The sequence below is a fragment of the Luteimonas sp. MC1828 genome, assembly GCF_016461615.1.
In the GTDB taxonomy this organism is placed as follows: domain Bacteria; phylum Pseudomonadota; class Gammaproteobacteria; order Xanthomonadales; family Xanthomonadaceae; genus Luteimonas.
On the sequence record NZ_JAEMNY010000001.1, the window covers coordinates 1628422 to 1652445 of the forward strand.

General features: G+C 70.8%; 20 protein-coding genes. 8 read left to right on the forward strand and 12 right to left on the reverse strand.

Annotation, left to right across the window (positions count from 1 at the left end; translation table 11 throughout):
• Positions 1-159: 159 nt before the first annotated feature.
• Positions 160-1116, forward strand: coding sequence for a cysteine synthase A (gene cysK / locus JHB91_RS07480; protein ID WP_199472275.1), 957 nt, complete (start codon positions 160-162; stop codon positions 1114-1116).
• 435 nt (positions 1117-1551) lie between these two features.
• On the opposite strand, the gene JHB91_RS07485 is transcribed toward cysK, so the two are convergent.
• The 8 genes from JHB91_RS07485 to lptF form a co-directional block, all read right to left on the reverse strand.
• Complete coding sequence (locus tag JHB91_RS07485) at positions 1552-2562, reverse strand: class I fructose-bisphosphate aldolase (protein WP_199374957.1); 1011 nt, start codon at positions 2560-2562, stop codon at positions 1552-1554.
• Between the two features lie 73 nt (positions 2563-2635).
• Positions 2636-4102: a pyruvate kinase gene (gene pyk / locus JHB91_RS07490; protein WP_199374956.1), complete on the reverse strand. Its 1467-nt coding sequence runs from the start codon at positions 4100-4102 to the stop codon at positions 2636-2638.
• 78 nt (positions 4103-4180) lie between these two features.
• Positions 4181-6454: a sel1 repeat family protein gene (locus JHB91_RS07495; RefSeq protein WP_199472276.1), complete on the reverse strand. Its 2274-nt coding sequence runs from the start codon at positions 6452-6454 to the stop codon at positions 4181-4183.
• The gene (locus JHB91_RS07500) at positions 6451-8481 is read right to left on the reverse strand and encodes a DUF3857 domain-containing protein (RefSeq protein ID WP_199472277.1); all 2031 of its coding nucleotides are present in this window, start codon (positions 8479-8481) and stop codon (positions 6451-6453) included. The genes JHB91_RS07495 and JHB91_RS07500 overlap by 4 nt, the downstream gene beginning before the upstream one ends.
• Positions 8482-8556: 75 nt before the next feature.
• Entirely contained in the window at positions 8557-9732 is a 1176-nt protein-coding gene (locus tag JHB91_RS07505) for a phosphoglycerate kinase (protein ID WP_199472278.1), read from the reverse strand.
• 462 nt (positions 9733-10194) lie between these two features.
• Positions 10195-10611 (reverse strand): hypothetical protein, encoded by a 417-nt coding sequence (locus JHB91_RS07510; protein ID WP_199472688.1) that lies wholly within the window; start codon positions 10609-10611, stop codon positions 10195-10197.
• 188 nt (positions 10612-10799) lie between these two features.
• Positions 10800-11909, reverse strand: a complete 1110-nt coding sequence (gene lptG, locus JHB91_RS07515) for an LPS export ABC transporter permease LptG (RefSeq protein WP_199472279.1) — start codon at positions 11907-11909, stop codon at positions 10800-10802.
• The gene (gene lptF / locus JHB91_RS07520; protein WP_199472280.1) at positions 11906-13006 is read right to left on the reverse strand and encodes an LPS export ABC transporter permease LptF; all 1101 of its coding nucleotides are present in this window, start codon (positions 13004-13006) and stop codon (positions 11906-11908) included. The genes lptG and lptF overlap by 4 nt, the downstream gene beginning before the upstream one ends.
• A 143-nt stretch (positions 13007-13149) precedes the next feature.
• On the opposite strand from lptF, the gene JHB91_RS07525 reads away from it, so the two are divergent.
• Genes JHB91_RS07525 through JHB91_RS07535 form a run of 3 tightly spaced genes read left to right on the forward strand, consistent with a single transcriptional unit; the run spans position 13150 to position 18021 of the window.
• On the forward strand, positions 13150-14628 hold the full coding sequence (locus JHB91_RS07525) for a leucyl aminopeptidase (RefSeq protein ID WP_199472281.1): 1479 nt from the start codon (positions 13150-13152) through the stop codon (positions 14626-14628).
• Between the two features lie 8 nt (positions 14629-14636).
• A complete protein-coding gene (locus JHB91_RS07530; protein ID WP_199374949.1) occupies positions 14637-15080 on the forward strand; it encodes a DNA polymerase III subunit chi in 444 nt (147 codons plus the stop codon).
• 43 nt (positions 15081-15123) lie between these two features.
• A complete protein-coding gene (locus tag JHB91_RS07535; RefSeq protein WP_199472282.1) occupies positions 15124-18021 on the forward strand; it encodes a valine--tRNA ligase in 2898 nt (965 codons plus the stop codon).
• A gap of 13 nt (positions 18022-18034) precedes the next feature.
• Here JHB91_RS07535 and rimI read toward each other — a convergent pair whose 3' ends face one another.
• From rimI to pssA, 3 genes are read right to left on the reverse strand one after another with little or no spacing between them, the layout of a single operon-like run.
• The gene (rimI, locus tag JHB91_RS07540) at positions 18035-18517 is read right to left on the reverse strand and encodes a ribosomal protein S18-alanine N-acetyltransferase (RefSeq protein WP_199374947.1); all 483 of its coding nucleotides are present in this window, start codon (positions 18515-18517) and stop codon (positions 18035-18037) included.
• Positions 18514-18777: a hypothetical protein gene (locus JHB91_RS07545; protein WP_233348374.1), complete on the reverse strand. Its 264-nt coding sequence runs from the start codon at positions 18775-18777 to the stop codon at positions 18514-18516. The genes rimI and JHB91_RS07545 overlap by 4 nt, the downstream gene beginning before the upstream one ends.
• Entirely contained in the window at positions 18774-19550 is a 777-nt protein-coding gene (pssA, locus tag JHB91_RS07550) for a CDP-diacylglycerol--serine O-phosphatidyltransferase (protein WP_199374946.1), read from the reverse strand. Before pssA ends, JHB91_RS07545 begins: the two co-directional genes overlap by 4 nt.
• Before the next feature lie 133 nt (positions 19551-19683).
• Between pssA and JHB91_RS07555 the strand changes: the two genes are divergently transcribed.
• The 4 genes from JHB91_RS07555 to JHB91_RS07570 all read left to right on the forward strand — a co-directional run bounded on the left by JHB91_RS07555 (position 19684) and on the right by JHB91_RS07570 (position 22622).
• Positions 19684-20070 carry a DUF4124 domain-containing protein gene (locus tag JHB91_RS07555; protein WP_199374945.1) on the forward strand — a complete coding sequence of 129 codons (387 nt, stop codon included), beginning with the start codon at positions 19684-19686 and terminating at the stop codon, positions 20068-20070.
• A 13-nt stretch (positions 20071-20083) separates the two neighbouring features.
• Positions 20084-20362 carry a DUF4124 domain-containing protein gene (locus JHB91_RS07560; protein WP_199472283.1) on the forward strand — a complete coding sequence of 93 codons (279 nt, stop codon included), beginning with the start codon at positions 20084-20086 and terminating at the stop codon, positions 20360-20362.
• A gap of 82 nt (positions 20363-20444) precedes the next feature.
• A complete protein-coding gene (locus tag JHB91_RS07565) occupies positions 20445-22178 on the forward strand; it encodes a proline--tRNA ligase (protein WP_199472284.1) in 1734 nt (577 codons plus the stop codon).
• Between the two features lie 57 nt (positions 22179-22235).
• On the forward strand, positions 22236-22622 hold the full coding sequence (locus JHB91_RS07570) for an H-NS histone family protein (protein ID WP_199374942.1): 387 nt from the start codon (positions 22236-22238) through the stop codon (positions 22620-22622).
• Positions 22623-22686: 64 nt separating this feature from the next.
• Here JHB91_RS07570 and JHB91_RS07575 read toward each other — a convergent pair whose 3' ends face one another.
• On the reverse strand, positions 22687-23931 hold the full coding sequence (locus tag JHB91_RS07575; RefSeq protein ID WP_199374941.1) for a threonine/serine exporter family protein: 1245 nt from the start codon (positions 23929-23931) through the stop codon (positions 22687-22689).
• Positions 23932-24024: the final 93 nt, after the last annotated feature.

Genomic DNA, 24024 nt, shown 5'->3' on the forward strand with positions numbered 1-24024 from the left:
TCTACGGGGTGCCGATGACCGGGACGTGTGCCATCAGACTTTCGCGCGGGCCGCGCTGTCGCTGTCAACCGCTGGCACGCCCGTGCGTTAGGGCGCACTCTGTGGCTGCATCGCGGGCCAGCGCTGCCGGCCCCGTCCCCTCCCCTCCAGGACGACGCCATGATCCACGACAGCATCCTCGACACCATCGGCAGCACTCCGGTCGTGCGGCTCAACCGCATCGCGCCTGGCAACGTCGCCATCTACGCGAAAATCGAATCGTTCAATCCCGGCGGCTCGGTCAAGGACCGGCTGGCGATCGCCATCATCCTGGACGCCGAGAAGCGCGGCGTGCTCAAGCCCGGCGACACCGTGGTCGAAGCGACCTCGGGCAACACCGGCGTGGCCCTGGCGATGGTCTGCGCCGCGCGTGGCTACAAGTTCGTGGCGACCATGGCGGATTCGTTCTCGATCGAGCGCCGCAAGCTGATGCGCGCGTATGGCGCCAAGCTCATTCTCACGCCGGCCGCCGAGCGCGGCAGCGGAATGGTGCGCCGCGCCCGGGAACTCGCCGAAAAACACGGCTGGTTCCTTGCCAGCCAGTTCACCAACCCGGCCAACCCCGCCTGGCACCGCAACACCACCGCGGCCGAGATCCTGCAGGACTTCGCCGGCCGCCGGCTCGACCATTTCGTCACCGGCTGGGGCACCGGCGGCACGCTCACCGGCGTCGGCGAGATGCTGCGGCTCGCACGCCCTGAAGTGAAGGTCACCGCCTGCGAGCCGGAAGTGGCGGCGCTGCTGCAGGGCAAGGAATTCTCGCCGCACAAGATCCAGGGCTGGACGCCGGACTTCGTGCCCGAGGTGCTCAACCGCGATGTCGCCGACCAGGTGCTGTCGGTCGCTGACGCCGATGCCATCGCCACCGCGCGCCGGCTCGCGGCCGAGGAAGGCATCTTCGTCGGTATCTCGGCCGGCGCAACGGTGTCCGCGGCGCTCGAGGTGGCGAAGACCGCGCGCGACGGCGACGTGATCCTGGCGATGCTGCCCGACACCGGCGAGCGCTACTTCTCCACGCCTCTGTTCGAAGGCATCAGCGAAGGCTCGGACGACGAGTGGCTGGCGGGGCTGCCCTGAGCTCTCCTGCTCGACATATCCCGCGAAGCGTTTTCGCGATTCCAGCGAAAGCGCGGCGCTGATTCGGGCGCCGGGTACCAAGGCCCTTGAGGACTCATGTCCCCCGGCGATGGCCTGGCGGCCATCGCCTCCTCCTTGACTTCGCCCTCAAGAGCCTTGGCACCCGGTACGCCGCAGTACGCGGTGGCTCAAAGGCACACCCCGCGATCCAGTGCAGTGCGCTTCGGCTTGCGCTTGGCCTTTGCTCTCCGTCGCCCACAGCCGCCACCGAGCCCCGAAGTGGCCGTGAGGCCGTGGCGGGGAAGTCAAGGAGGAGGCATCCGCCGCCAGGCGGATGCCGGGGGACATGAGCCGCCACGGCCTCACGGCCACCACAGGGCCCAAGAAAAACGCCGGCGTGAGCCGGCGTTTCCGTTGAGCGAATGACGACGGGCGTCAGTCGTTGTCGCCCCACTGGCCCAGCGCCGCCAGGCCGTTGTCGCGGGCGCGGGCGAACACCGTCTGCTGGGCACTGGCGTAGTTGCCGGTGAGGTCCTTCGACCACAGCTGCAGCGCCGCCGACTGCATCGCGCGGCCGTAGGAGAACGACAGCGGCCACGGGTTCGGGCCCAGGCGGTTCATCGCGTCGAGGTGCGCGGTGGCGTCCTCGTCGCTCTGGCCGCCCGACAGGAACACGATGCCCGGAAGGATCGCCGGCACCGACGACTTCAGGCACATCAGGGTGGCTTCGGCGACGTCTTCGACCGACGCCTGCTCTTCGCAATCCTTGCCCGGCAGCACCATCGACGCCTTGAGGATGGTGCCCTCGAGCGCGACGTTCTGGTTGTACAGCGCATCGAACAGCGCGCGCAGCGTGACCTCGCTCACCTCGTAGCAGGTCTCGATGTCGTGGTTGCCGTCCATGATCACTTCCGGCTCGACCATCGGCACCAGGCCCTGCTCCTGGCACAGCGCGGCGTAGCGCGCCAGCGCGTGGGCGTTGGCCTCGATGCAGGTGCCGGACGGGACGTCCTCGCCGATGTTGATCACCGCGCGCCACTTGGCGAAGCGGGCGCCGAGCTTGTAGTACTCCTCGAGGCGCGCGCGCAGGCCGTCGAGGCCCTCGGTGACCACTTCGCCCGGGAAACCGGCCAGCGCGTGGGTGCCCTTGTCGACCTTGATGCCCGGGATCATGCCGTTGTCGGACATGTACTTCGCGAACGGCACGCCGCTCTTGGTCGACTGGCGGATGGTCTCGTCGAACAGGATCGCGCCGCTGATGTGCTCGGACAGGCGCGGCGTGGTGAGCAGCAGCTCGCGGTAGGCGCGGCGGTTCTCTTCGGTGTTCTCGATGCCCACGCCGGCGAAACGCTTGGCGATGGTGGCGGTGGATTCGTCGATCGCGATGATGCCCTTGCCGGGGGCGACCATGGCGAGGGCGGTTTCGGCAAGCTGTTCGATGCTCATGGTGTTGGCGTCCTGCACGGGAAGGGCCGGCGATTATAGCCGTTCGCCACCCGCGGGGCCGCCGCGCGCGGCCTCAGAGCTCGCCCAGGCCCTCGGCGTGGCCCTGCTCGCCGACCTTCAGCAGGCGCAGGGTGTTGGTGGCGCCGTGCGTCTCCATGTGCTGGCCGCTGGTGAACACCACGCGCTCGCCCACCGACAGCAGGCCGGCCTCGACCAGCGCGCGCACGCTGCCGCGGCCGGCTTCAAGCGCCGTCTGTCCGCGGCTGTCGTAGCCCATCGGGAACACGTCGCGCATCAGGGTCATGCGCCGGCGCGCGCCATCGTGGCGCGAGAACGCGTAGATCGGCGCACCGGAGCGGTAGCGCGACAGGTAGCGCGCGGTACCGCCGGATTCGGTCATCGCCACGATCGCGCGCACGCCGATGTGCTCGGACAGGAACATCGCCGCCATCGCGATCGCCTGGTCGGCGCGTTCGAGGTTGCGCTGCGCCGCCTCGAAGTCGGTGTCGTGCGCGAACTGGCGCTCGGCGCCCACGCAGATCCGCGCCATCGCTTCCACCGCACGCACCGGGAAACTGCCGGCCGCGGTCTCGGCCGACAGCATCACCGCGTCGGTGCCGTCGATCACCGCGTTGGCGACGTCGAGCACTTCCGCACGCGTCGGCATCGGGCTGTCGACCATCGACTGCAGCATCTGCGTGGCGGTGATCACGACTTTCCCGCGCGCCAGCGACTCGCGGATGATCTTCTTCTGCAGGCCCGGCAGCTCGGCGTCGCCGATCTCCACGCCCAGGTCGCCGCGCGCCACCATCACCACGTCGCTGGCGTCGATCACTTCACCGAGGTTCTCGATCGCCTCGGCGCGCTCCACCTTGGACACCATCGCCGCATCCGAGCCGTGCGCGCGCGCGATGGCGCGCGCCTCGTCCATGTCGGCGGCGTTGCGGCAGAACGACACCGCTATGAAATCCACGCCGATGCCCGCGGCGACGGCGATCAGCTCGCGGTCGCGCTCGGTGAGCGCGCCCAGCGACAGGCCGCCGCCCAGCTTGTTCAGCCCCTTGCGGTCCGACAGCACGCTGTCGTTGAGCACCACGGTGACGATGCGCGGACCCTGGATGCGCTCCACGCGCAGCTGCACCATGCCGTCGTCGAGCATCAGCACGTCGCCGGGCGCAAGGTCGCCGGGCAGGCCGAGGTAGCTGACGCCGACCTCGTGCTGCGTGCCGAGGGGCGCGTCCACGCTGGCCAGCAGGTCAAAACGCGCGCCGGCGACCAGCGCCACGCGACCTTCGGCGAAACGCTCGACGCGGATCTTCGGCCCGGGCAGGTCGGCGAGGATGCCGACCTCGACACCGGCGCGCTGCGCGGCCTCGCGCACCGCCTGCGCACGCGCGGCCTGGTCGGCCGGATCACCGTGCGAGAAATTGAGGCGCACCGCGTTCACCCCGGCCTGCAGCAGCGCATCCAGGACACCGGGCGCGTCGGTCGCGGGCCCGAGGGTGGCGAGGATGCGGGTACGGCGGCGGTGGTCGGACATGCGGGCCTCTCGGGATGGATGGCACGGAACGCGTGCCGTCGCCCATCCTAGCCGAGCGGCGCGGCAGCCGGCCCGGCGTCAGGGATCCTCGAGTTCGACATACGCCCGCCCTGCGCGGTACAGCGCCAGCCTGTCGCCGTAGCCGCTGCGGTCATCGGGCTGCCCGTCGTCGCGCTTGGGCAGCCCGTCGATCGCGCGCTGCTGGAGCACGACGGCCTGCGCGTGGTCGCCTGCGGCCGCGTGGCACGCGGCGAAGGTATCGACGAGGCTCGGGCGGGCGTCGGCAATCCGCGCCTCCAGTGCGCGCGCGACCTCGAGTCCGCGCCGGGCATCCTGCACGTCCGTGTGGCGCGACGTGCAGAACGCCCAGGCCAGGTTGTTGGCGGCCATGTCGTTGCCGGCCTCCAGCCCCTTCGTCCACCACGCGATCCCTTCCGCGCGTTCGGCGGCGGTTTCGCCGCCGTAGTACAGGCCGCTGCCGAACTCCGCGTACGCGTCCGGGTTACCGGTGGCGACCGCGCGCTCCATCCACGCGCGACCGGCCGCCACGTCGCGCGTACCGAACGCGCCGCGCAGGTAGCCACTGCCGAGGTAGGCCATCGACGTCACGTCGCCCGTCTCGGCGTCCACGAGCAGGAGCGCCTCGGCCTCGGCCGGCGCCTTGTCGGTGCCGATGCCGTCGATGAGCACCTCCGCGAGCATCTGGCGCGCCTCGGCCAGACCGCCTTCTTCGCCGGCAAGCTCGCGGAGCATGTCGAGGGTGGCCGCGATGGTGATCCGGGTCACCGGCTCCGGTTGCCTCAGCACCATGCGCGCCAGGTCCAGCGCAGCCGGGGCGGAACCGCGGCGCATGGCCGGCAGCAACCAGGTCTCGGCCTCGCGCACCCGCCCCTGCCGGGCGGACACCATCGCGCTGTAGCGCGCACCGCCGATGTCGCCACCGTGCGCCGCTTCGCGCAGCAGGGCCTCGGCGCGCGCCTGCCGCGCGTCGTCCAGCGGCACCGCGTCAACCAGTGCAAAGCCCAGTTCGGACTGCGCCTGCGCATCCCCGAGCGCAGCAGCCCGTTCGAGCCACGCGTCCGCGTCGCTTGCCTTGCCGGCCTGGCGATGATGCTGCGCCAGCAGGCGCGCCGCGCTGCCGGAGCTCTTGAAGGACGAGGCGGCAAGCCGCTCGGCAAGCCCCGCGGGCCACGTTTCAATCGCGGGCCCGCCGGCGAGGAAGGCGAGCACGGCCGCTGGCTGTCCTTCGCCGGCGAGCGCGCGGAGGCGTGCGCGCGACGCCTCGGCGACGTCCCCGTCCCGTGCCAGCGCACGCAGCGAGAGGTATTCGACCAGCGCGTCACCTGGGCGCGAACGACGATCTGCCGCGGCAAGCAGCGCATCCGCGGCGCCCTGGTCGGGCTCCATGCCGAGGCCCTCGGCGTAGGCCACGGCCAGGTGCACCATCGACAGCGACCGGGTGGCTTCGGCATGCGGGAGGATCGCGTCGACCAGGCCCTCGCCACAGCCGGGGATGTCCGCCTGCAGGCAGAGCACGATCCAGGTGCGGGTCGACTGGATGCCGCCGGCCGCCGCCGCGTCACGCACCGCCACAAGTTTTTCCGCCACGCCTGCTGCCTGCGACGCCAGCAGCAATGCCTGATGGTCGCGGGCGGCGACCTCGGCGGGTGCCAGTGCCTCGATCCACGCCTCCGCCAGCTCGACCCGCAGCAGCGGGAAACCGGCGTGCTCCGCCGCGCGGTCGATGTGGTAGCCGACGTCGATGAAATCGAAGACGAAATTCCGCTCGCGGCCCGCGGCTGCATCCCACGCCGCGACCCGCAGCGGGAAGTGGCGACCGGGGACGAGGTCCTGGAAATAGGCATGGCGCACGTCCATGCCGGCGGTCTGGAACAGGGCGTAGGCGTCCTCGATGCGCACGATGCGGATCGGTGGCGACCAGTCGGCATCGCCGGCACTCGCGAAGGCCAGGCGCGCAAGCGCCGAGAGGGCGTCGGCGGCCACATCCGCGGCCTGGCTGTCGCCGACGGCCTCGGCGCACAGCAGCGCGACGCGCTGCAAGGCGATGCCGACCGGCGCCGCCGCGAGCGCGGCGTCCAATGCCTGCGCTTCGCGGCCGCATGCCTCCGCATCGACATGCTGACCGTCGTACGCGACCGCGGACAGGACCCCGTACGCGGGATGCACGACCGCAGCGTCACCCTCGGCGAGGAAGCGGACCCACGCCGCTTCGACGTCACGGGCAACAACGGCGGAAGGCGACTCCGCCGCCACCATCGGCGGCGCGGCGACCAGCGCCAGGAGTGCGGCGCACGCGCCGCGGCGAAGACTGCGCACCGGTGCCGACCTCATTGCCCGTCCTTCTTCATGGTGTCCTTCAACAGGGCCTCCAGCCTGCGGCGTCGCTCCGCCGACGCCTGCGCGGCCGGCGGCTGGAAGCGCAGGCGCGCCGACAGGCCGTCGCGCACCTTGCGCAGGCTGCCCACGTGCGTGCGCACCTCGCCGGGTTCGACATCGCGCCCGGCGACGTCGAGCTGGTAACGAAGCGCCGCCACGCCATCGAGCACGTCGACCTCACGGCTGTACGCGAATCCTTCGACGGCCTGCACATCCCGCTCCTGGCCGAAGCGCGCGCTCCAGCCTTCCGGCATGTGGAATTCGATGTCATGGCGATAGCGGCCGCGCTGGCTGGCGGCCAGTGGCCCGTGGCGCTGCATCACCGACGGCAGGCGGCTCGGCGAGTCCAGCGAGTCCGCGTAGGTATCCATGGCGCGCGCCGCGCCTTCGGCTTGAAGCGCGTCCCTGAGCAGGTAGGCCTCGGTGACGGTGATGCGGTTCCGGTCGCGGTCATCGAGGATCACCGGCAGCGACACCGCGTCGAGTTCGCCGAAGCGCTTGCGGTAGTAGTCGGCATAGCGCCGGCCCCGCTCCTCGCGACGCTCCGTGGCGGCCCCGCGGCGTGCGCCATCCGCGGCATCGCCGCTGTAGACGGTCGCCACTTCGAGCGTGACGTGGGCGGCATCGGCGGCCGGGGCGTAGCGTTCGGTGACGTGCACGCCACCCGGGCCGACGGCGGGCGCCGCGATCTCGACCATCGCCGCGGAGCCGGCCATCAGCGGCAGCACCATGCCGTAGCCGCTGAGGTCGGCATCGCCCGCGGCGCCGCCGCGGTAGGTCTGCGTGGGATCCACCCAGCGCACCTCGCGACCGAGGCGGACGCGCACGATGACGTGGTCGAAGTCGGACGCCGAGGGCACGAACCCGGCAACCGCGCGGCCCCGGCCGACAGAAGCCAGCGCCGGTTCGGCGTGGATGTCGAGTCGGCGCAACAGCGTGACCAGCAGGTAGGACTTGTCCTTGCAGTCGCCGAAGCGGCGCTCCCATGTGACCCCGGGCGCGCTCGGCCTGTGGGTGTTCTCGCCCATCTCGACGCCGAAATAGCGGACTTCATCCTGGACCGCCCGCGCCACTGCGGTCAGCCGTTCCAGCGGGCTGCGGATCCTGGCCCACTCGCGCAGGCGCGCTTCCAGGTCCGCCGGCAGCGGTGGCGGTTGCGGATACAGCGGCAGCGCCCAGGCCACCACGTCCGCCCAGCTGCGCGCCGGCGCCACCTGCACCTGCGGGAACGGCTGGTGCCAGGCGGGGTAGTCGCCTTCGTCGAGCACGGCGGCCATCGCCGCGCTGGCCACGACCACTTCCACGCCGTCATCGCGCCGGGTGACCACGGCTTCGGCATCGGTGTGTTCGCGGTGGACGGCGGGCTCGGTGCCCGGGTCGTACAGCACGCGCAGGCGGTTGCCGAGCACCGGGTTGCGCCAGCCGAGCTGCGACCAGTCCGACACCTGCCCGGCGAGCACCGGATTGCTGCCCTTGATCGAATACGAGACACGCACCACGTCGCCCACGCGCACGTCGTCCAGCACCACCAGCGCCGACACCAGGCCGTCGGCGAGATCCTGTTCGAACCCGCGCTCGCGGCGCGCCAGCGAGATCCGCTCCGGCACCAGGCGGTCGACCCAGCGGCCGTCGCGGCGAAGCTCCACGCGGTGGAACGCCAGCGTCTGGTAGTCGGGGTTGAACGACACCTGGAACCGCCCCGCCTCCCCCAGCACCGAGGTGGCACGCGGTTCGAACACATGCTCCGCGTACTGGTGGTCGGCAGCGCCACGGCGGTCGGTCTGCGCGTCATGCCACCAGTAGCGCCAACGCGGCTCGTCGTGGCCGGGCGCGGCCGGGTCCCACTCCAGCGGAACTTCAACGCGCTGCACGAAGCCGGGCTCCGCTTCGATCGCGAACGCGAACTCGCCCCTCGCGTGCGTCACCTGCGCTGTCGCGGCAACAGGCAACAGCAGGCACGCCAATCCAATCAGCCAACGCATCATCCATGCTCCCCCGGCCGGCCCCCCGACCCCGTCCGGGAGCCTACACGAAGGCCACGTGGCGACGAACGCTGGTCAGCCCGCGCGCTGCTCCAGCGCGGCAACCGCCGGCAGCACCTTGCCTTCCAGGAACTCCAGGAACGCGCCGCCGCCGGTGGAAATGTAGGAGATGTCGCCGGCAATGCCGTACTTGTCGACCGCCGCCAGCGTGTCGCCGCCGCCGGCGATCGAGAACGCGGGCGACGCCGCGATCGCGCGCGCGAGGGTTTCGGTGCCCTTGCCGAAGGCATCGAACTCGAACACGCCGACGGGCCCGTTCCACAACACCGTGCCGGCCTTGGCGATCATCTCCGCGTAGCGCGCGGCGGTCTCCGGACCGATGTCGAGCACCATCTCGCCGTCGGCGATCGCGTCGACCGGCTTCACGGTGGCCGGTGCATCGGCCTTGAACGCCGGCGCCACCACGACGTCGGTCGGCACCGGGATCTCGGCGCCACGCGCGCGCGCCTTGGCCATGATGTCGCGCGCGGTGTCGAGCAGGTCGACTTCGTGCAGCGATGCACCGACACCGTGGCCTTCCGCGGCAATGAAGGTGTTGGCGATGCCGCCGCCGACGATCAGCTGGTCGACCTTGCCGACCAGCGACGACAGCAGCTCGAGCTTGGTGGACACCTTGGAGCCGGCGACGATTGCCAGCAGCGGTCGCGCCGGCTGGTGCAGCGCCTTGGCCAGCGCATCCAGTTCGGCCATCAGCAGCGGGCCGCCAACCGCCTGCGCGGCATGGTGGATCACGCCGTGGGTGGACGCCTGCGCGCGGTGCGCGGTGCCGAACGCGTCCATCACGAACACGTCGCACAGCGCGGCATACCGCTTCGCGAGTGCTTCGTCGTCGGCCTTCTCGCCGACGTTCATGCGGCAGTTCTCGAGCAGCACCAGCTGGCCAGGGGCCACGTCGACGCCATCGAGGTAGTCGCGGACCAGCGGCACGTCGCGGCCGAGCAGCTCGGACAGGCGCAGGGCGACCGGCGCGAGCGAATCCGCTTCGCTCCAGCTGCCCTCCGTGGGGCGCCCGAGGTGCGACATGACCATCACCGCGGCGCCGGCGTCGAGCAGCGCGCGCAGCGTCGGCAATGACGCGGTGATGCGCTGGTCGGAGGTGACGCGGCCGGCGGCCACGGGCACGTTGAGGTCCTGGCGGACCAGGACGCGCTTGCCGGCGAGGTCGAGGTCGGTCATGCGGAGGATGGTCATGCGAGGCTGCCGTGGTTCCGGGGGCCGGTATTGTCGACGGGCCCTTCGGAGGATTCAAACGCCGCGCCTCGCTCTGGAAGGCCCTCTGGTGGCCGGGAGGCCTTCGCGGCTCATGTCCCCCGGATCCGCCTGGCGGCGGATGCCTCCTCCTTTACTTCCCCGCGAAGGCCTCCCGGCCACTTCGGTGCTGGGTGGCGACTTTGGGTCACCCGAGAGCAAAGACCAAGCCGAGGAGCAAAGCCCAAGCCGGAGCGCAATGCCCGGGATCGCTGGGTGTGCCTTTGAGCCACCGCGTAGTGGGGCGTACCGGGTGCCAAGGGCCTTGTGGGCGAAGTCAAGGAGGAGGCGATGGCCGCCAGGCCAGCGCCGGGGGACATGAGTCCTCAAGGCCCTTGGTACCCGGCACGGCCACAAAGAAAAACCCCGCTTTCGCGGGGTCTCCGGTCACGACGTCAGTGACGCTCAGCGATAGCCCGAGTCGTCCTTGTTGTGGATGATCCAGATCAGGTTGCCGCCGGTGCCCATCGACTCGCCGGCGAACACCAGCCGGCCCTGGCCCTTGTAGGCCATCTCGTAGCGGTAGCGGTCGCCGCCGAAGAAGAACGGGATGAACGCCTTGCCAGTGACATAGGCGCCCTGGTCGGTGGGATCGCCCACCAGATCGGTCACCTGCTTCATCGGCATGCCGATCTGGAGCTTGGTGAACTTGCTGCCCGCCGCCGGCTTGCCGGTGATCTCGCCTTCCCAGTCGCCCAGGCCGGTGACGGTCTCGCCATAACCCGCCTCGACCTTGGTCGAGTCGATGACTTCACCGTTTTCGTTCATCCACGCCGGCGTGCCCTTCTCCTTGCCGCCACGACGTGCTTCGGCGTCCCCCATGCCCAACAGGCCGACGCCCACGATCATGGCGACGGCCGCGGCCATACGCATGCTGCTCTGCATCTTCTGCTTCTCCGTCTGGTAGTTGCGCCCCGGTGTCCCGGCATCCCTGCTGCGGGCGCGGCGCGCCACCCGGAGTCATGGATGAACTGTGTACCTGCCGGCACGCGCCACCGCAACCTGGGATTTCACCCACTCCGGCGTCGGAAAAGCAGCCAGGACACGAACAACATGACCGCCGGCGGCACCGCGTACGCGAGCCGGTAATCGAAGCGGTACACCGCCGCCAGCTTCACCGCCTGGGCCTGGAGCAGCCAGAACCCGAGCGCGAACACGATGCCGATGAACAGCCGCCTCCCCAGCCCGCCGCTGCGCAGCGAACCGAAGGCGAACGGAATCGCCGCCAGGCACAGCGCCAGCACGTTGAACGGATAGAACCAGCGACCCCAGTAGTGCTCCTGGAACTCGCTGGCATCCAGGCGGTTGCGCCGGCGGTACTCGATGCCTTCCGCCAGGTCGCGGGCGGGCATGTAGCGCGGGCGGAACGCGCTGCCGGCGCTGGCGGCGAGCGCGGCGGCGTCGAGCTGCGATTCCCAGTGCTCCTCGCCGATGCTCGTCGCGCTGACCTCGCGCGGCTCGAAGTACACGCGGCGCACGTCGCGCAGCAGCCAGCCACTGGCGCGATGTTCGGCCACGGCGGCGTCGGCGATCGATTCCAGTCGTCCGTCGTCGTCGAACTCGAACAGGCGGACGCCGTTGAGTTCCAGCCACGCATCCTTGCCGTCGCTGCGCTCCTGGCCGGTGCGGGCGTTGAGGAAGGTGTTGCCCTCGCGTGCCCACAGGCCCGAGTACTGCGCCACGATCATGTCCCTGGAGCGCGCCGCCGACTTCATGGCGTCGGCGCTGCGCTGGGCGCCCGGCGCGAGGGTCTCGCCGTTGAGCATCATCGCCACCGTCAGCAAGACCAGCGGCGCCGCGACCGAGAGGCTCAAGCGTCGCCGCGACACGCCCAGCGCGCGCAGCGCGGTGAGTTCGGTGGTGGCCGCCAGCTGGCCCAGGCCCATCAGCGTGCCGATCACCGCCGCTGTCGGGAACATCACGTAGGCGCGTCGCGGCACGGTATAGGCGACATAGGTGACCACGCTGACAAAGCCGTAGTCGCCATCGCCCATGTGCTTGATCTCCTGCACGCCGGCCAGCACCGCATCCAGGCCGACCAGCACCATCCAGGTCAGCAGCACGGTGACCGCCACGGTGCGCGCGGCATACAGGTCGTGGATCTTCGGGAACGGCATCATCGCGCCGCCTCCGCTGCCCGCGCCCGGCGCCGCGGCGCGGCCACGCTGCCGTCTCGGAAGTACATCCACGCGCCCAGCGCCAGCAGCGGCAGCACCAGCCACCACAGGCCCAGCGCCACCGGGATCTTGCCGTCGGCGATCCATTCGGTGCCCAGCAGCATCAGGTTGATGCCGATCACATACGCCAGGAAGCCGAGCACGATGCGGCCGTAACGGGCCTGGCGCGGCGGGCTGCGCGCCAGCGGCACCGCGAGCAGGGCGAATGCCAGCGCCAGCAGCGGTGGCGCGATGCGCGCATGCAGCTGCGCGCGCGCCTCGGGCCTGGCGTCGCCGAGCAGCGCCAGGGTGGAGTCGTATTCCGGGTTTTCGCTGGCCGGCCGGGTCTCGGCGTCGGGCAGGCGCATCTCGTTGCCGGCGTAGCGCATCATGCGGAAATCCAGGCCTTCGGCGAGCGGACCTTCGACGCGGAAGCCCTGGTCCAGCTTCAGGTAGCGCTCGGCGCCGTCGACCGAGAGTTGCCCGGTGCGCGCGGTCGTGACGTCCATGCGCTCCTCGTCCGAGCGGTAGACGAACACCCGCGCCAGCGCCGAGCCGTCATCGGACATCGCGCCCACGTAGACCACGCCGCCGCCGCCGGGCAGCTCGACGAAGCGCCCGGCCTCCAGCCCGGCCAGCAGCAGGCTGCGGTTGCCCTCCGCCACCATCCGCTGCGAATAGTCGTTGGCCCACGGGCCCAGCCACAGCGAACAGGCGCCGATGAAGCCGGCCACCGGCAGCACCAGCATCATCAGCGGGCGCAGCAGGCGCCGCGGGCCGACGCCGGTGGCGATCAGCACCGGCATCTCGGAATCGCGGTACAGCCGCCCGACGCCCAGCAGCAGGCCCAGCATCAGCCCCAGCGGCAGGATCAGCGGCAGGTAATTGAGCACCTGCAGGCCCAACTGCGACAGCATCAGCCCGGCCGGCACCCGCCCGCGCGCGATGTCGCCCAGCACGTCCGCGAACACCCCGCCGAGGCTGACGATCAGCAGCACGACCAGCGCCGCGAAGGTGGCCTGGGCGAATTCGCGGAACAGGTAGGTGTCGAGCTTCGGCATCCGGCAGCGGCCTTGCATTAGAATCGGGGGTTCGTCCATACACCGCATCGGCCGCGCCAGGACCTGGCGCTGCGGCGCATCCGCCGCATTCTAGAAGCGCCGATTGTAAGGAACACTTCACGAGAACCGCAGAACAGGATCCCATGAGCCTTCAACTTGCCCTGAACCAGACCCCACCCGCCGCCGCCCAGGTCGACTGCGTGGTCGTTGGCGCCTTTGCCGACAAGACCCTTGCGCCGTCCGCGCGCGCGCTCGACGAGGCCAGTGGTGGCCGCCTGTCGGCGCTGGCCGCCCGTGGCGACCTCGACGGCGCCACCGGCCGCAGCACGCTCCTCCTGGACCTGCCGGGCGTGGCCGCGCCGCGGGTGCTGGTGATCGGCCTGGGCGAGGCGGGCAAGTTCGCGGTGCCGCAGTATCTGAAGGCCGTGGCCGATGCCGCGCGCGCGCTGAAGACCGGTCCGGCGCGTTCGGCGCTGCTGACGCTGTCCGAGCTCGAGGTTGCCGGCCGCGACGTCGCCTGGGCGATCCGCCAGGCCGCCATCGCCGCCAGCCACGCCAGCTACCGCTACGTCGCCACGCTGGGCGAAAAGAACAAGAAGCGCGACGAGAAGGGCCTCGAGCGCCTGGAGATCACCGGCAGCGATGCCGCCGCGCTGGCCCAGGGCCAGGCGATCGCCGCCGGCGTCGAGTTCACGCGAGAGCTCGGCCACCTGCCGCCCAACATCTGCAACCCGGCCTACCTGGCGCAGCAGGCCGGCGATTTCGCGGCGCGCTTCGACAAGGCCAGCTGCGAGGTCCTCGAGCGCGAGGACATGGAGAAGCTCGGCATGGGCTCGCTGCTGGCGGTCGCCCGCGGCTCGGCCAATGCACCGAAGCTCATCGTCCTGAAGTGGAACAACGGCGGCGACGCCAAGCCCTACGTGCTGGTCGGCAAGGGCATCACCTTCGACACCGGCGGCGTGAACCTGAAGACCCAGGGCGGCATCGAGGAGATGAAGTACGACATGCTCGGCGCCGGTTCGGTGATGGGCACGTTCGTCGCGGCCGCGGGCATGGATCTCCCGATCAACCTCGTGGTGGTGGTGCCGGCGGTCGAGAACGCCATCGACGGCAACGCCTACCGCCCCTCCGACATCGTCACCAGCATGTCCGGCAAGACCATCGAGATCGGCAACACCGATGCCGAGGGTCGCCTGATCCTGTGCGACGCACTGACCTATGCGCAGCGCTTCGAGCCGCAGGCGCTGGTCGACGTGGCCACGCTCACCGGCGCCTGCATGGTCGCCCTGGGCAGCTTCGCCACGGGGCTGATGAGCAAGCACGACGACCTGTCGCAGGAACTGCTGGCCGCCGGCGAGCACGTGTTCGACCGCGCCTGGCGCCTGCCGCTGTGGGACGAGTACCAGACCATGCTCGACTCCACCTTCGCCGACGTCTACAACATCGGCGGCCGCTGGGCCGGTGCGGTGACCGCGGGCTGCTTCCTGGCGCGCTTCACCGAAGGCCAGCGCTGGGCGCACCTCGACATCGCCGGCAGCGCCAGCCACAGCGGCAAGAGCGGGCTGGCCACCGGCCGCCCGGTCGGCCTGCTGTCGCAGTGGCTGCTGGACCAGGCGGGCTGAGCCCGCCCGTGGCCCGCGCCGACTTCTACCTGATCGCGAAACCGCGGTTCCGCGACGAACCGCTGCTGCTCGTCTGCGAGCTGGCGAAGAAGGCGCAGGCCGCCGGCCAGCCGATGCTGGTGCTGGCCCGCGACGCCGACCAGGCCGAACGGCTCGACGACCTGCTGTGGTCGTTCGACCCCGACGCCTACGTGCCGCACCAGATCGCCGGCGCCGGTTTCGACGATGACGACGACGGCGGCGAGGATGAAGCCGACGTGCTCATCGCCGCGCCCGGCAGCGACGTGCCGCTGCGCGCGCTGGTGCTCAACCTGCGCGATGCGCCGGTGGAAGGCGACTTCGAGCGCGTGCTCGAGGTGGTACCCGCCGATGACTCCGCGCGTGGCCCGCTGCGCGAGCGCTGGACGCAGTACAAGGCGCGCGGCCTGGACCTGAAGAAATACGACATGTGACGCGGGGGTCCGCCCCCGTCCTGCCCCGACCACGAGCCCCTGAATGACCCTCGCCACCGGCTACGACCCCAAGTCCTTCGAATCCCGCCTGTACGCGCAGTGGGAAGCCAGTGGCGTGTTCGCGCCCTGCGGCGACGGCCCCGCGTACTCGATCCTGCTGCCGCCGCCCAACGTCACCGGCACCCTGCACATGGGCCATGCGTTCCAGCACACGCTGCAGGACGCGCTGGTGCGCTACCACCGCATGCGCGGCTTCCGCACGCTGTGGCAGATGGGCACCGACCACGCCGGCATCGCCACCGAGATGGTGGTCGCGCGCAACCTGGACCGCGAGGACCAGGGAGAAACCCGCGACTCGCTCGGGCGCGAGCGCTTCATCGACAAGGTCTGGGAGTGGAAGGGCCAGTCCGGCGACACCATCGCGCAGCAGATGCGCCGCGTCGGCACCTCGGGTGACTGGTCGCGCAGCGTGTTCACCATGGATCCGATCGCCTCCACGGCGGTGCTCGAAGCCTTTGTGCGCATGCATGCCGACGGCCTCATCTACCGCGGCCAGCGCCTGGTCAACTGGGACCCGGTGCTGAAGACCGCGATCTCCGACCTGGAAGTGGTGAGCGAGGAGGAGGACGGCTTCCTGTGGTCAATCGCCTATCCGCTCACGGATGGCGCGCACTACGAGCACGTCGAGCACGATGCCGACGGCAACGAGACCCTGCGCGAGACCCGCGACTACCTGGTGGTCGCCACCACGCGCCCGGAAACCATGCTCGGCGACAGCGCGGTGATGGTGCACCCCGACGACACGCGCTATGCGCACCTCGTGGGCCGCAGCGTCACCCTGCCGCTGACCGGGCGCGAGATCCCGGTGATCGCCGACGCGTACGTGGACCGCGCGTTCGGCACCGGCGTGGTGAAGGTGACGCCCGCGCACGATTTCAACGACTACGCGGTGGGCCAGCGCCATGGCCTTCCGCTGCGCAACATCCTCACCGCCGACGCGCAGGTGGTGTCCGGCGATGACGCGATCCCGGCCGCGTACCGCGGCCTGGACCGCTACGACGCGCGCAAGGCCGTGCTCGCCGACCTCGAAGCTGCGGGCCTCATGGTCGAAACCCGCGCACACAAGCTGCAGGTGCCGCGCGGCGACCGCACCGGCCAGGTCATCGAGCCGTGGCTCACCGACCAGTGGTTCGTGAAGATGGACGGCCTGGCGCAGCGCGGCCTGGCGCTGGTCGAAGGCGCGGACGGTGCGCCGGGCGATGTGAAGTTCGTGCCCGGCAACTGGATCAACACCTACCGCCACTGGATGGAGAACATCCAGGACTGGTGCATCAGCCGCCAGCTGTGGTGGGGCCACCGCATTCCGGCGTGGTACGCCGACGACGGCCGCATCTTCGTCGGCCGCGACGAGGCCGAGGCGCGCGCGCACGCCACCGAAGCCGGCTACAGCGGCACGCTCAGCCAGGACAGCGACGTGCTGGAGACCTGGTTCTCCTCGGCGCTGTGGCCGTTCAGCACCATGGGCTGGCCCGATGCCGACGCCATGCGCGAGCGCGGTTTCGAGCAGTTCATGCCGTCCAGCGTGCTGGTCACCGGCTTCGACATCATCTTCTTCTGGGTCGCCAGGATGATCATGATGACCGACCATCTGACCGGCCAGGTGCCGTTCCACGACGTCTATGTCACCGGCCTGGTCCGCGACAAGGACGGCCAGAAGATGTCCAAGTCGAAGGGCAACATCCTCGACCCGCTGGACCTGATCGACGGCATCAGCATCGATGCGCTGGTGGCCAAGCGCACCGCGGGGCTGATGCAGCCGAAGATGGCGGAGAAGATCGCGAAGGCCACGCGCAAGGAGTTCCCGGACGGCATTCCCGCGTTCGGCGCCGATGCGCTGCGCTTCACCATGGCCGCGCTCGCCGGCCCCGGCCGCGACATCAAGTTCGACCTCGCCCGCGCCGAGGGCTACAAGAACTTCTGCAACAAGCTGTGGAACGCCACCCGCTTCGTGCTGATGAACACCGAAGGCATGGCGGATGCAAGCGCCGTTGCTGCGGGCGACACGGCGGAACTTCCCCTCGCCCCGGTCACCGATCCCGAGAAGTGGATCCTCGCCCGCCTCGCCGCCGTCACCGCGCAGGCCGAAACGCACTTCGCCAGCTACCGCTTCGACCTGCTGGCGCAGGCACTGTACGAATTCGCGTGGAACGAGTTCTGCGACTGGTTCGTCGAACTGGCCAAGCCCGCGCTGCAGGGCGACACCGGCACGGTCGAGGGCCGCGCCGCCGCCGAGAGCACGCGCCGCACGCTGCTGCTGGTGCTCGAGCGCCTGCTGCGCCTGCTGCACCCGCTGGTGCCGTTCGTCACCGAGGAGCTGTGGCTGCAGGTTGCACCGCGCCTGGGCATCGCCGCCGACACCATCATGCTGCAGCGCTATCCGCAGGCGGGCGATTTCGCCGGCCTGGACGTGGCGCGTGCGGAGGCCGACGTGGAATGGCTGAAGGCGATGGTGTCCGCGCTGCGCCGCATCCGCAGCGAGCTCGGCGTGTCGCCGGCCAAGTCGATCCGCCTGCTGCTGGCCGGCGGCAGCGCCGACGACGCCGCACGCGCGCTGCGCTTCGCGCCCGAGCTCAGGTTCCTCAACCGGATCGACGCGATCGAGGCGATCGCCGACGAGCCGCCACCGTCCGCCGCGGCCATGGTCGGCGAGCTGTGCCTGTACGTGCCGCTGGAAGGCCTGGTGGACCTCGACGCCGAACGCACCCGGCTCGACAAGGAGTTGAAGCGCGTGGCGGGCGAGCTGGCGAAGTCGCAGGCCAAGCTGGCCAGCGAGACCTTCGTCAGCAACGCGCCGGCGGCGGTGGTCGAACAGGAGCGCACGCGCCTGGCCGACTGGAACGCGCAGCGCGACACGCTGGCGGCGCAGCGCGCGCGGCTCTAACGCCGCGCGTCAATCACTCCATCGGGTCGAACAGCTCGATCGCCATCACGATGGCGTCCTCGCGGCCCTGGTCGGCGGGGTAATAGCGCGGGCGGCGGCCGATCTCGTTGAAGCCCTCGTCCTCGTAGAGGGCGATGGCGTTCGGATTGGACGGGCGCACTTCCAGGAACACGCGGCAGGCGCCGCGGCCGCGCGCCTCGCGCAGCAGCGCGCGCAGCAGGTGGCGGCCGTAGCCGCGGCCCTGGCGGTCGGGGTCCACGCAGACGTTGAGCACGTGCGCCTCGTCGGCGGCGATGCTGAGCACGCCGTGGCCGATCAGCACGCCATCCAGCGCCAGCACCCAGGCGGGATAGCCCGAGCGCAGGCAGTCGCGGAAGATGCCCGCCGTCCACGGATAGGGGTAGGCGCGGCGCTCCACCACCATCACCGCGTCCAGGTCGGCCTCGCGCATCGGCCGCATGGTCGGCTGCAGCGCGGGCTCGACCGCGGCGCTCATCCCGGCGCGCCACCGCGCAGCGCGCGCAGCCGCGGCCACAGCGCGCGCTTGGCGCGCGGATCACCACGCAGCAATGCCAGTGGCGGCAGCGCACGCAGCAGCGCCGCGGCGCCCGGATCATCGATCGCCCGGCGCGCGGCGCGCAGCAGGGCGTGCGCGAGTGCATCGTCCGGGACTTCGTCACCCGGCACCGGCGCGCGCGCATAGACCTGGTGGCCGAGCGCCTCCAGCACCTCGCGCTGCCAGGGGTCCCAGCTCACGCCACGCCACCGCCGGTGCGCGTGCGGCGCAGGCGCCACAGCCACAGCGCCGGCCCGGACAGTGCGTACACGCCCAGCACCGCGAGCAGGGTCTTGGGCGGGTCGATCCACAGCGCGATCAGCGCTGCGACGATGAGCAGCAGCGAGAAGAACGGCACCCGGTCCGAGCCGGGTCCGCTGCCGCGGCCCTTGAAGCTGGTGTAGCGGAACTGGCTGACCATCAGCAGGCCGCAGACCACGGTGATCGCCAGCGCCGCATAGCGCATGGCCTCGCCGCTGAGGTCTAGCGTGTGGAAGGTCCACACCGAGCTCGCCATCACCCCGGCCGCGGCGGGGCTGGCCAGGCCGATGAACCAGCGGCTGTCGACCTTGCCCACCTGGCTGTTGAACCGCGCCAAGCGCAGCGCCGCGCAGGCGGCATACAGGAACGCGGCCAGCCAACCGACCTTGCCCAGCGTGGTGCCGTCGAGCTTCATCGCCACCAGCGACCAGTGGTACATCACCAGCGCCGGCGCCATGCCGAAGCTCACCAGGTCGGAAAGCGAGTCGTACTGCACGCCGAAATCGCTCTGGGTATTGGTGAGCCGTGCCACGCGGCCGTCGAGGCCATCGAGGATCGCGGCCACGAAGATCGCGATGCACGCGGCTTCGATACGCCCCTGCGAGGCGGCGATGATGGCGAAGAACCCGCCGAACAACCCACCCGTGGTGAACAGGTTGGGCAGCAGGTAGATGCCGCGCGCGCGGCGCGGCTGGGGCGTCTGGTCATCCATGGGGGCAAGTGTACCCGCGGGGCGACCGGCACCGCCGCGCGCGCCGGTCACGGAACAGCGCCGCCGCGCTTGCGCCCGCCGCCAGCCGGTGCTGCAATCGCGGGCCAACGCCTTGACAGGCAGGAGACCCCGCATGAACCGCATTGTTCTCGGCATCGCCATCGCACTGGCCGCGATTCCCGCCGCCCACGCGCAGCAGACTGCCGGCGAGGTCTACCAGTGGAAGGACGCCAATGGCGTGACCCACTATTCGCAGACGCCGCCGGCCAACGGCCGCTACGAACAGCGCCTGATCAACTCGGCCGGCAGCGCCGCCCCGGTCGCCCAGGCAGCCGTCGCAGCACCGGAAAACGCGCAGTGCAGCGCCGCGCGCGCCAACATGGCCGCCCTGCAGAGCGCCGGCGACGTGCAGCAGGACACGGACGGTGACGGCAAGCCCGACCAGGTGCTCGACCCCACCCAGCGCGCCAACCAGATGGAACTGGCGCAGGCGGCGATCAAGGCCTACTGCACGCCCTGACGGACACGCCGGCATGGACACCCGCTGGGCCGTGGTTGCAGGCATCGCCGCCGGGATCGCGGTGGCCTGGTGGGTCTCCCGCGAGCCGGAAGCGGCCGAAGAAGCACGCCGGGCACGTGCCGAGCAGGCCGCCGCCGCCAACGCCGAAGACGCACGCCCGGTGCTCTACCGCTGGACGGACGACGCCGGCGTTGTGCAGGTGACGCAGGAACCGCCGCCGCGCGGGCGACGCTTTGAGAAAGTCGATATCCAGCCGCGCGAAGGCATCGAAGTCGACGGTCGACGTCTCTGACGCCGCGCGCCGCGGCGCCGGATGCGGCCATGCCCGTGCTGCATGGCACAATCAGCGGCCTCGCCACGACCACAAGCCGCCAATGCGCCTGTCGCAGTTCCATCTCCGCACCGAAAAGGAAACCCCGGCCGAAGCCGAGCTGGTCAGCCACAAGCTGATGCTCAAGGCGGGGATGATCCGCAAGCTCGCAGCCGGCATCTACACCTGGTCGCCACTCGGCCTGCGCGTGCTGCGCCGCGTGGAAGCCGTGGTGCGCGAGGAAATGGACGCCGCCGGCGCGCTCGAGATGCTGATGCCGTCGATCCAGCCGCGCGAGCTGTGGGAAGAGACCGGGCGCTGGGAGAAGTTCGGCGGCCAGCTGCTGAAGATCCGCGACCGCAAGGACGCCGAGTACGCCTACGGCCCCACGCATGAGGAAGTCATCACCGACTTCGCGCGCCAGGAGCTGGCCAGCTACAAGCAGCTGCCGGTGACCTTCTACCAGGTGCAGGCCAAGTTCCGCGACGAGATCCGCCCGCGTTTCGGCGTGATGCGCGCGCGCGAGTTCCTGATGAAGGACGCCTATTCGTTCGACGTCGACGCCGAGGGCATGGCGCAGTCGTATGCGCGCATGCATGCCGCCTACACGCGCATCTTCAGCCGCCTCGGGCTGCGCTTCCGCGCGGTGCTGGCGGACTCGGGCGCGATCGGCGGCGACGCCTCGCAGGAGTTCCACGTGCTCGCCGATTCCGGTGAGGACGCGATCGCCTGGTCGGACACCGGACGCAACGACGCGGCCGGCTACGCCGCCAACGTCGAGGCCGCGCGCGCGGCGGATCCCGCGCCGCGACCGGCCGCGTCCGAAGACATGCACGCGATCGCCACGCCCGTGCAGAAGACCTGTGCCGACGTCGCCGCGCTGATGGGCATCGCCCTGCAGCGCACGGTGAAGTCGGTGGCGGTGATGGGCGAGGACAGCGAAGGCCAGCCGCAGTTTGTGCTGGTGCTGGTGCGCGGCGACCACGACGCCAACGAGATCAAGCTGGCCAAGGTGCCCGGCCTTGGTGCCTACCGCCTGGCCACCGAAGCCGAGATCCTCGAACACCTCGGCTGCGAGCCCGGCTTCCTCGGCCCGGTGGCGCCGGCGCGCCCGGTGCGCGTGGTCGCCGACCGCGACGTCGCGGCGATGGCCGACTTCGTGGTCGGTGCCAACCGCCTCGGCGCGCACCTCGCCGGCGTGAACTGGGGCCGCGACCTGCCGGAGCCCGAGACGGTCGCCGACGTGCGCAGCGTGGTCGACGGCGATCGCGCCGAAGACGGCGGCGTGCTGCGCATCGTGCGCGGCATCGAGGTCGGCCACATCTTCCAGCTCGGCGACACCTACGCGCGCGCCATGGACTGCAAGGTGCTCGACGACACCGGCAAGGCGGTGGTGCCGATGATGGGCTGCTACGGCATCGGCGTGTCGCGCATCGTCGCCGCCGCCATCGAACAGAACCACGATGCCGCCGGGATCATCTGGCCGGAAGCGATGGCGCCGTGGGCGGTCGCGGTGTGCGTGATCAATCCGAAGAACGACCCGGCCGTGCTGGCGGCGGCGACGGCGCTGCATGACGAGCTGGCCGCGGCCGGCGTCGACGTGGTGCTCGACGATCGCGGCCTGCGCCCGGGCCCGATGTTCGCCGACATGGAACTGCTCGGCATCCCGCATCGCGTGGTGGTCTCTGCGCGCGGGCTGGAGTCGGGCACGTTCGAATACCGCGCGCGCACCGCCTCCGAGGCCGAAAGCCTCGAACGCGAAGCGCTGTTCGCACGCGTGGCCGCGCGCCCGCACTGAACTGAAACCGGGCCGGCGCTGCGCCGCCCTCCCCCTGCATTACAACCGGAGCACACGATGGCAATCGACCTGCAGAACCTTTCCGCAAAGGAACTGGACACCCTCATCAACAAGGCCAAGGCGCGCAAGACCACGCTGAAGAAGCGCAAGCCGATCACCACGGTGCGCGCGCGCATCAAGGCCGCCGCGGCCGCCGAGGGCTACACCATCGCGGAGCTGTTCGGCACCGGCGCTGCCGGCGCGGCGCCTGCCGCCACGCGCAAGACCGGCAAGGCCGCCAAGCCTGCCAAGGCCGGCCGCACCCTCGGCAAGGTCGCGCCGAAGTACCGCAACCCGGAAAACCCGGCGGAAACCTGGACCGGCCGCGGCATGAAGCCGCGCTGGCTGGCCGCGCAGCTTGCCGCCGGCAAGTCCGCCGAAGAGTTCCTGATCGCCAGCGAGTAGGCGTCCACGGGAGTTGCCGCGACCTGCCCCTCGGGCAGCTTCCCCCGCACGCGGGGGAAGGCGGCTACAGGTTGCGACGCGCCGGCAGCGCCAGGTTGCCGAAGATCAGGCCGGCGACGATCGCCAGCAGGATGTTGACCACGGCGAGGGCCGCGTCCTGGCCGGCCACCAGGTCCTGCTGCTGGATCGAGGTCATCAGCGTGCGCACGCTGGAGCTTCCGGGGACCATCAGGATGATGCCCGGCACGCGCACCACCGCGCCCGGGCGCTTGGCCCAGCGCGCGTAGCCGTTGCCGGCCACGGTGACCAGCAGGGCGGCCAGGAAGATCCCGACCTCGCTGCCCCAGGCGCCGCCCGCCAGCCGCGACACCAGGTACGCGCCGACCGCGGACACCATCACCAGCCAGTAATCGCGCGGCTTGGCGCGGAACAGCACGGCGAACGCGAACGACGCCAGCGCCAGCGCGCACCACTCGACCCAGTCGGGCTGCGGCCGCCACGCGCGCACCTGCGGCTCGATCCCGACCAGGTCGGCCGCGCCCAGCGCGATCATCGTGCCCACGGTGAGCATGATCATGGTCGCGACCGCGCCGGCGAAGCGCGCGGTGCCGGACATCAGGTGCTGGCTGGTCAGTTCGTTGATCGCGTTGGTCAGCGCCAGCCCGGGCATCAGCACGATCAATGCCGAAATGATCACGGTATTGAGGTTGAGCGGCACCACCCAGGCGGCCACCAGGATGGTGATCGCAGCGGCGACCATGGCACTGACCGCATCGCCGGCTTCGCGCAGGCGCGGGCGGGTGCGCGCGGCCTTGTGCAGCATGCCGATCACCAGCCCGATTGCCGCCGTGAGCGCGATTTCGAGCCACGGCAGGCGCAGCAGCCCGGCCACGCCGGCCGCGGCGAGGCTGAAGCCCAGCACCTGCAGCGCGTTGCCGCGCTTGCCGGCCGGACGGTCGAGCGCGCGCAGCGCGGCATGGCCGGCGGCCACGTCGATGTCGCCGGCGAGGACCTCCTCCGCGATGCGGTCGACGTCGCACAGCCGCGACAGGTCGGTCTCGCCGGGCGGCATGCGGATCACGCGCGTGGTGTCGCTGTCGCCGGGCGGCCGCATCGGATCGCTGAACGACAGCACCATGCCGGTGGGGTTGGCCGAGGGCTCGCATTCCAGCCCCAGGCGCTGCGCCACCTGCACCAGTGCGCCTTCCAGGCGCGGCGACGTGGTGCCGTAGGCATGCAGGTGTTCGGCCAGTTCGACCATGAAGGCGATGCGGGCGGCGTAGGCCTGCTGGGGAAACGGTCGGGACATGGCGTGAAGGATCGCATGCGCCGTCTTCACGGTGTTCGGTATCCTCCGTGCAACTTCGCGACGGCCCGCCCACGCACGATGCCAGCCCCCGCC